Origin of the sequence: Streptomyces alboflavus (assembly GCF_000716675.1) — a bacterium.
In the GTDB taxonomy this organism is placed as follows: Bacteria; Actinomycetota; Actinomycetes; order Streptomycetales; family Streptomycetaceae; genus Streptomyces; species Streptomyces alboflavus.
Genome location: NZ_JNXT01000009.1, coordinates 166,827 through 173,466, shown reverse-complemented (window position 1 = coordinate 173,466; position 6,640 = coordinate 166,827). Strand labels below are relative to the sequence as shown.

6 protein-coding genes are annotated in these 6,640 nt (G+C 74.1%); 4 read left to right on the top strand and 2 right to left on the bottom strand.

Translation table 11 applies throughout. The annotated features are described in order from the left end of the window. A partial coding sequence (locus OO63_RS09955) for an amidohydrolase (protein WP_051810716.1) occupies positions 1–1,835 on the top strand: 1,835 nt, incomplete at its 5' end. 27 nt (positions 1,836–1,862) lie between these two features. Here OO63_RS09955 and OO63_RS09950 read toward each other — a convergent pair. Beyond that, positions 1,863–3,008 (bottom strand): hypothetical protein, encoded by a 1,146-nt coding sequence (locus OO63_RS09950; RefSeq protein ID WP_031192394.1) that lies wholly within the window; start codon positions 3,006–3,008, stop codon positions 1,863–1,865. A gap of 363 nt (positions 3,009–3,371) precedes the next feature. Between OO63_RS09950 and OO63_RS09945 the strand changes: the two genes are divergently transcribed. Both OO63_RS09945 and OO63_RS09940 read left to right on the top strand, forming a co-directional pair. Beyond that, the gene (locus tag OO63_RS09945; protein ID WP_031192395.1) at positions 3,372–4,118 is read left to right on the top strand and encodes a DUF1838 family protein; all 747 of its coding nucleotides are present in this window, start codon (positions 3,372–3,374) and stop codon (positions 4,116–4,118) included. 90 nt (positions 4,119–4,208) lie between these two features. Further along, the gene (locus OO63_RS09940; RefSeq protein ID WP_031192396.1) at positions 4,209–4,856 is read left to right on the top strand and encodes a dihydrofolate reductase family protein; all 648 of its coding nucleotides are present in this window, start codon (positions 4,209–4,211) and stop codon (positions 4,854–4,856) included. A gap of 145 nt (positions 4,857–5,001) precedes the next feature. Here OO63_RS09940 and OO63_RS09935 read toward each other — a convergent pair whose 3' ends face one another. After that, positions 5,002–5,880, bottom strand: a complete 879-nt coding sequence (locus tag OO63_RS09935; RefSeq protein WP_051810715.1) for an alpha/beta fold hydrolase — start codon at positions 5,878–5,880, stop codon at positions 5,002–5,004. An 88-nt stretch (positions 5,881–5,968) separates the two neighbouring features. On the opposite strand from OO63_RS09935, the gene OO63_RS09930 reads away from it, so the two are divergent. Continuing rightward, complete coding sequence (locus OO63_RS09930; RefSeq protein WP_063750388.1) at positions 5,969–6,601, top strand: TetR family transcriptional regulator; 633 nt, start codon at positions 5,969–5,971, stop codon at positions 6,599–6,601. Positions 6,602–6,640 lie beyond the last annotated feature (39 nt).

The following is a 6,640-nucleotide window of genomic DNA, read 5'->3' as shown; positions in this document are numbered from 1 at the left end:
CGCCCACCCCGCCCACTGCGCGCACCGCGCCCACCCCGCACACCACCCGCAGGCAGACCCTCGCCGCGCTCGCGGCCACCGCCGCCACCGCCGCCGTCCCGGTCCTCGCGCCGGGCGCGGCCGCGGCCCGTGACCGCGGCGAGCGCCCCGTCGCCGACACGGTCCTCCACAACGGCCGTGTCACCACGCTCGACCCGCGCCGCCCCGAGGCCACCGCCCTCGCCGTGCGCGGAGACAGAGTCCTCGCCGTGGGCCCCGACGCCCGGATCCGCCGTCTCGCCGGGGACCACACCCGGCTGATCGACCTGCGAGGGCGCCGCGTCATCCCCGGGCTCACCGACTCGCACACCCACCTCATCCGGCAAGGGCTCAGCTACACCCAGGAGCTGTCGCTCGCCGGGGTCCGGTCGGTCGCCGAGGCCCTGCGCCTGATCCGCCACCAGGCCGAGCACACGCCGCCGCCCCAGTGGGTGCGGGTGGTCGGCGGCTTCACCCGGCACCAGTTCGCGGACGGCCGCCTGCCGACGCTCGCCGAACTGAACGCGGCGGCGCCCGACCGGCCCGTGTTCCTGCTCCACCTGTACGACCGCGCCCTCCTGAACCGTACGGCACTGCGGATCCTCGGCTTCACCAAGTCGACCCCGGCGCCGCCCGGTTCGGAGATCGAGCACGACGCGGCGGGCAACCCGACCGGGCTCCTGATCGCCAGGCCGAGCGCCACCCTGCTGCACTCGACCCTCGCCCGGCTGCCCGGCCTGTCCCCCGCGGACCAGTCGGTGTCGACACGGCACTATCTGCGCCACCTCAACGCCCGGGGCGTCACCGGCGTCATGGACGCGGGCGGCGGCCACCAGACGTTCCCCGACGACTACGACGTCGTGGGCCGCCTGCACCGCGCGGGACAGCTCACCGCGAGGATCGGCTACCACGTCTTCACGCAGCGTCCCGGCGACGAACTCGCGGACTTCCGGCGCATGGCGGACCTGGTGTCCCCGGGCGACGGGGACGGGATGCTGCGCATGCTGGGCGCCGGGGAGATGCTCGCCTACTCCGCCGCCGACTTCGAGAACTTCGAGGAGCCGCGGCCCCGGCTGCCCGACACGATGGCGGACCAGCTGCGCGGCGTCCTCGCCTTCCTGGGCGAGCGGCGCTGGCCGTTCCGGCTGCACGCCACGTACGAGGAGTCGATCAAGAGGTTCCTCGACGTCATCGAGGACGTCCACGGGCGGGGCGGCCCGGACGTCCCGTTCATCCTCGACCACGCCGAGACGATCAGCGCCCGCAGCATCGACCGCGTGGCCCGCCTCGGCGGTCGGATCGCCGTGCAGCACCGCATGGCCTTCCAGGGCGAGACCTTCATGGCGCGCTACGGCGCCGCGGCCACCGCGCACACCCCGCCCGTGCGCCGCATGCTGCGGGCGGGCGTCCCCGTGGGCCTCGGCACCGACGCGACCCGCGTGGCGAGCGACAACGTCTGGCGCGCGCTGCACTGGCTGGTGACGGGGCGCAGCGTCGGCGGACAGGTCCTGCACCCGCCCGAGCACCGGCTCGACCGGATCACCGCGCTGCGCCTGCTGACCCAGGGCAGCGCCGCCCTCGCCGACGAGGACCGGGACAAGGGCACCCTCTCCCCCGGCAGGTACGCCGACCTGGCCGTGCTCCGCGAGGACTACCTCACCGTGCCCGCGGAGCGCATCCCGGAGATGGCGTCGGTCCTGACGATGGTCGGCGGCCGCGTGGTCCACGGCGCCGCCGAACACGCGGCGCTGAACCCGCCGTTGCCGCCGGTCAGGCCGTCGTACTCACCGCTCCTGACGGGAGCGAACGCGCCCTGACACCCGGCTGCCGCTGGGGCCCCGGCCCTACTTCTTCGGGTCCCGGAAGCGTCCGAACGCCTTCGAGAGAGCCTTCAGCGGAGAGCCGTCGGCCTTGGCGGCCGCGGTCGGCAGGGCCGCGCCGTCGCCGCCGGACACCTCGGCGAGCGCGGCCTGTGCGGCCTCGGCCGCCTCGCGGTACAGGTCACGGGACTTCGTCATGGCGTCGAGCGCCTCGGCGTACTTGGTGACCATGCCCTGGGCGTGCGTCAGCTCCTCGTCCGGGGTGAGCAGGTGCCAGCCCTGGCGCAGCCGTGTCAGGGCCCGCTCGGCCTCGGCGGGCAGCGGTCGCGGCAGGGCGGCGAACTCCTTGATCCGCTCCAGGAGTTCGGTCGGCTCCGAGCCGTCGAGGAACACGCTGCGCACCGTGAAGCGGTCCGCGTCGTAGCCCTCGCCCGGCGGGTCCATGGCCAGGACGACGGCGCCGCCGCGCGGCATCCGCACGCCCAGCTCCCGCTTCATCGCGAAGTCGGCGATCTGCGCCTGCTCGGGCGTGCCCCGGTGCTCGATCACCCGGTGCCGCAGGCCCGGCGGCAGGAACGTCGCGATCGGCTGCTGCCCGACCGTGTCCGGCGTCATCGCCTCGTGCACCACGACGTGCACGAACCAGCTCTGCCGGGTGCAGTCCCGCAGCCGGCGGCGCAGCTCGTCGTCGTCCTTCGGCAGGTGGTTCGCCGCCCGCAGCCGCACGTCGGGCACCGTGTCGTGGTCCCAGGGGACCTGCTCGCTGTCGGGCCAGAACATGGTGGCGGGCGAGGGCCAGCGCGCGTCCCACGCCCGGTCCGCCTCGGCGGCGAGGATCCAGGTCACGCCGTCGCCTTCCTTGCGGCGGCTCTCCGGGTCGTACGTGGTGAGCTGGGCGCGCACCGTGACGTCGTCGTCCACGCGCCAGCGGGCCTCGAAGAGACGGCGGGCGAGGGGGCCGGGGTCGGCGGACTCGTCCCGGGGGTGCAGCACGGTGGCGCGTGCGGCCTCGGCCGGTTCGAGGTCCAGGAAGTCGTCGAGCACCCCGGCCGCCTTGAGGGCGATCAGGTTGCGCCGGACGTCCTGCTCGGGCTCGGGCCCGAGGTGGCGCCCGCGACCCAGCCACGCGGTGTCGGGGGCGGTGGTCGATGAGGTGGTGTTTTTGGCCATGGAATCGTTCTGTGGGTGATCGGGGCCCGACCAGTATGGTCCGTGAACGCTTGAGTCTCCCAGGTCAGAACCCTTCCGCCCCAAGGGGGATCAGCAAACTGCCGACGGTCGGCGTCAAAGAGGTCACCTTCTCATGGAGTCGGGGGGCTTGGCCCGAAAAGCCGGGACCCTTGGCCCGAAATCGACCCGGGAGCGGGTCCGGAACCGGCCGGGGGGCGGATGCGCGGGCGACCGGGGCGGCAGGCGTCGGCGTGGGGCGCGCACTCCCGCGTGTGCGCCGCGTGGTGCGGATCTTCCCGACTCTTTCCGGCCGATCGCGCCCCGGCTGAGCCCGGCAGGGCGCGACCGCGCAGAGTGGTCCGTATGACGACTCCCGCAGAGCTGCTCCGTTCCTTCGCCCGCACCCGCGCCTCGCTCGACGGCGAGGAGGTCACGTACTGGTGGTCCGGGGACGTGTACACCTGGGCGCCCGACGAGCCCTACCGGCGTGTGTTCGGCTTCGAGGGGCTCAACGTCGCCCGCCTGGTCGAGGACGCCGACGCCGGTCCCGACGCGTACCGACTGCTGACCCGCGAGGCGGCCTTCTTCCTGGACCCCGGCACCCGCGAGATCCTTCAGACCTGGCAGGACCTGCCGGTGGTGCACATCTGGAACGACCCGGCGAACCAGAAGTGGCGTCCCTTCCCGATACCGACGACGGAGCTCGGCGGCCAGGTCTGCTTCAGCCTGGAGATCCCGCTGTCCTACCCCTCGCCCCTGCCGGTGGCCCAGTATCCGCTGCACTCGGCCGGGGACACGTACAAGGCCCTGGAGCTCTTCCAGTTCTTCGCCGACCGCGCCGACCTGGCGGGTCCGGCGCCCAGCGTCCCGGCGACCATGTCGTGGACGCGGATGTCCCCGTGGATGCCCTGGATGGCCCGCGGCCGGCGGCCCGGAGGTCTCACCTTCCACTGCCGGGGCCGCAAGCTCGCCTCGTACGAAGAGGTCCCCGCGCGCACCCGCGCGTACATCGCCGACCACCAGCCGAAGTTCGCCCACGCCCCGAAGGAGTGGAGCGAGCCGAACGAGACCAGCTGGACGTACTTCAAGAAGCTCAACCCGCCGAAGTAGCCGCCACGCCGCTCCGGTGCCGCTCCCGGCCGCGGGAACGCACCGACCATGGGACGCGACCGACCGCAGGACAGGAAAGGAAACCCCGTCATGTCACTCGTCCGCGTCCAGCACGTCTCCCTCTCCCTCGACGGTTTCGCGACCGGCGAGGGCCAGAGCCTCGAAGCGCCGTTCGGCCACGCCGGGGAACGCCTGCACGACTGGATGTTCTCCACCCAGTGGGGCCGCGCGATGCTGGGCCGGACAGGCGGCACGCGCGGTGTCGACGACGCGCTCGTGCGGCTGTTCGCCCCGGGGATCGGCGCCGAGATCATGGGGGCCGGGAAGTTCGGCCATCCCGGCTGGCACCAGGACCCGCAGTGGAAGGGCTGGTGGGGTCCCAACCCGCCGTTCCACACGCCGGTCTTCGTCCTCACCCACCACCCGCGGCCCTCGATCGAGATGGAGGGCGGCACGACGTTCCACTTCCTCGACGCCTCGCCCGCCGAGGCGCTCGAACGGGCCCGTGCGGCCGCGGGCGGCCTGGACGTGCGCCTCGGCGGCGGGCCCACCACGATCCGCGACTTCCTCACCGCGGGTCTCGTCGACCACATGCACCTCGTGGTGGTCCCGATCCTGCTCGGCCGGGGCGTGCGCCTCTGGGACGGCCTGGAGGGCCTGGAGAAGGACTACGAGGTCGAGGCCGTCTCCACGCCCAGCGGAGTCACCCACCTGATGTTCACGCGCGCGAGCCTGTGAATCGCGGCGGGCCCCGTGTGTGTCATCGAGGCGGTCAGGGCGGACCCCTGAGGCGCATCGGCCACGGGCAGTGGTTCACCGGTGGGCGTCCGGCGCATGGTTCGGTGTCCGGGGCGAGAGCCGGCCGGGGGTGTGTACCCCGCGGTCAGCGCGTCAGGAAGGCGCGGAGCGCGGTGATGAGGGCGGCCGGGTCGTCCTCCTGCACGTTGTGGCCCGCGTCCGGCACCACCACGAGTTCGCCGTCGGGCACGCGCGCGATCAGGCGTTCCGCGGTGGACTGCGGGAGCACCCTGCTGCGCCCGCCGCGCACGAGGAGCACCGGCAGGCCCGTGAGCTGGGCGGCCAGTCGGTCGATGGCAGCGAGGATGGCGGGGAAGTCGGGCGGACGCGGATCGCCCTTCGGCACCCACCCGCCGTCGGGCGCGCGGCGGAACAGGGCGCGCATCCGGTACGTGACGCGGGCGCGGTCGGCCCGCGGGCTGACGCGCAGCGCGGCGTCCACCACGGTGTCGATGGCGTCGACCGGGCCGAGTCCCGCCATGAAGGTCCGTACCCGCTCGGTGCTGTCGAAGTCGACGCCGGGGGCGACGTCGACCAGCGCCAGGCGCTCGACGCGGCCCGGGTGCGCGGCGGCGACCTGGGCGGCGACCACGCCGCCCAGGGACATGCCGACGAGCCGCACGCGGTCGAAGCCGAGGCGGTCGGCCGCGGCGACGACGTCCTCGGCCATCGCGCCGATCCGGTAGTCGTCGGACCAGTCGCTGTCGCCGTGGCCCCGCAGGTCCAGTGCGACGAGCCGGGCGGCCCCGCGCAGGCCGAGGCAGACGAAGTCCCAGGTGTGGGCGTTCAGTCCGCCGCCGTGCAGGAGCAGCACCGCGGGGCCCGGGCCGCCCCAGTCGAATCCGTGCGACCGGCAGCCCGCACGGGTCCAGTACACGTCGCGCGGCGGCGCCGGATCGTGGATCCGCACGCCCAGCGACGCCGCGAGATCGGTCATCGACGGGACCGAGGTCGGTCCGTTCACGGCGGCACCCCCTTTCACCGCGACACCCCCTTACCTTGACGGTCCAAGGTAGGCCTCTTACCTTGGACCGTCAAGGTAAGCTGGCCGGATGGCTGCCCGTAGACGACGTACACCCGACGAGGCCAGGCGGCTGATCCTGGAGGCCGCGGGCGCGCTGCTCGCCGCGGGCGGCCCGGCGGCCGTGCAGGTGCGGGCCGTGGCCGCCGCGGTCGGGGTGTCCGACGCCGCGGTCAACCACCACTTCGGCAACCGCGAACAGTTGCTGTCGGCGCTGCTGCGCTTCGGCGGAAGGAAGCTCAAGTCCGAGTTGCGCGCCGCCCTCGACACCTGGACCGACGGACCCGCCGACCCGGCCGACCTGGTGCGCGTCCTGTCCGCGCCCTACGCCGACGGCTACGCCGAACTGGCCGTCGCCCTGCACCAGTCGGGGTGGCGGGACACCGGAAGCGGACTGCTCGACGAGGCCGTGGACCGCCTGCACGCGGCGGCGCGGGCCACCTGCGCCGCCACCGGCCGGACGCCCCCGGCCCGCGAGACCGTCCAGCTCGCGGTGGCCGCGCTGCACCAAGCCGTCGCGATGGAGCCCCTGTTCGGCGCCGAGTTCCGCAGGAGCGCGGGTCTGGACGCGGCCGCGCGCGAGCGGACGCTCCGCTGGTGGGCCGGGACCCTGCGGTCGACGCTCGCAGGAACGGACGCCGCGCCCGCCCGCCGGGACCGGTGACGCTCGCCGTCGAGGAGACGGAGGGCCTCGGCCCGTCGT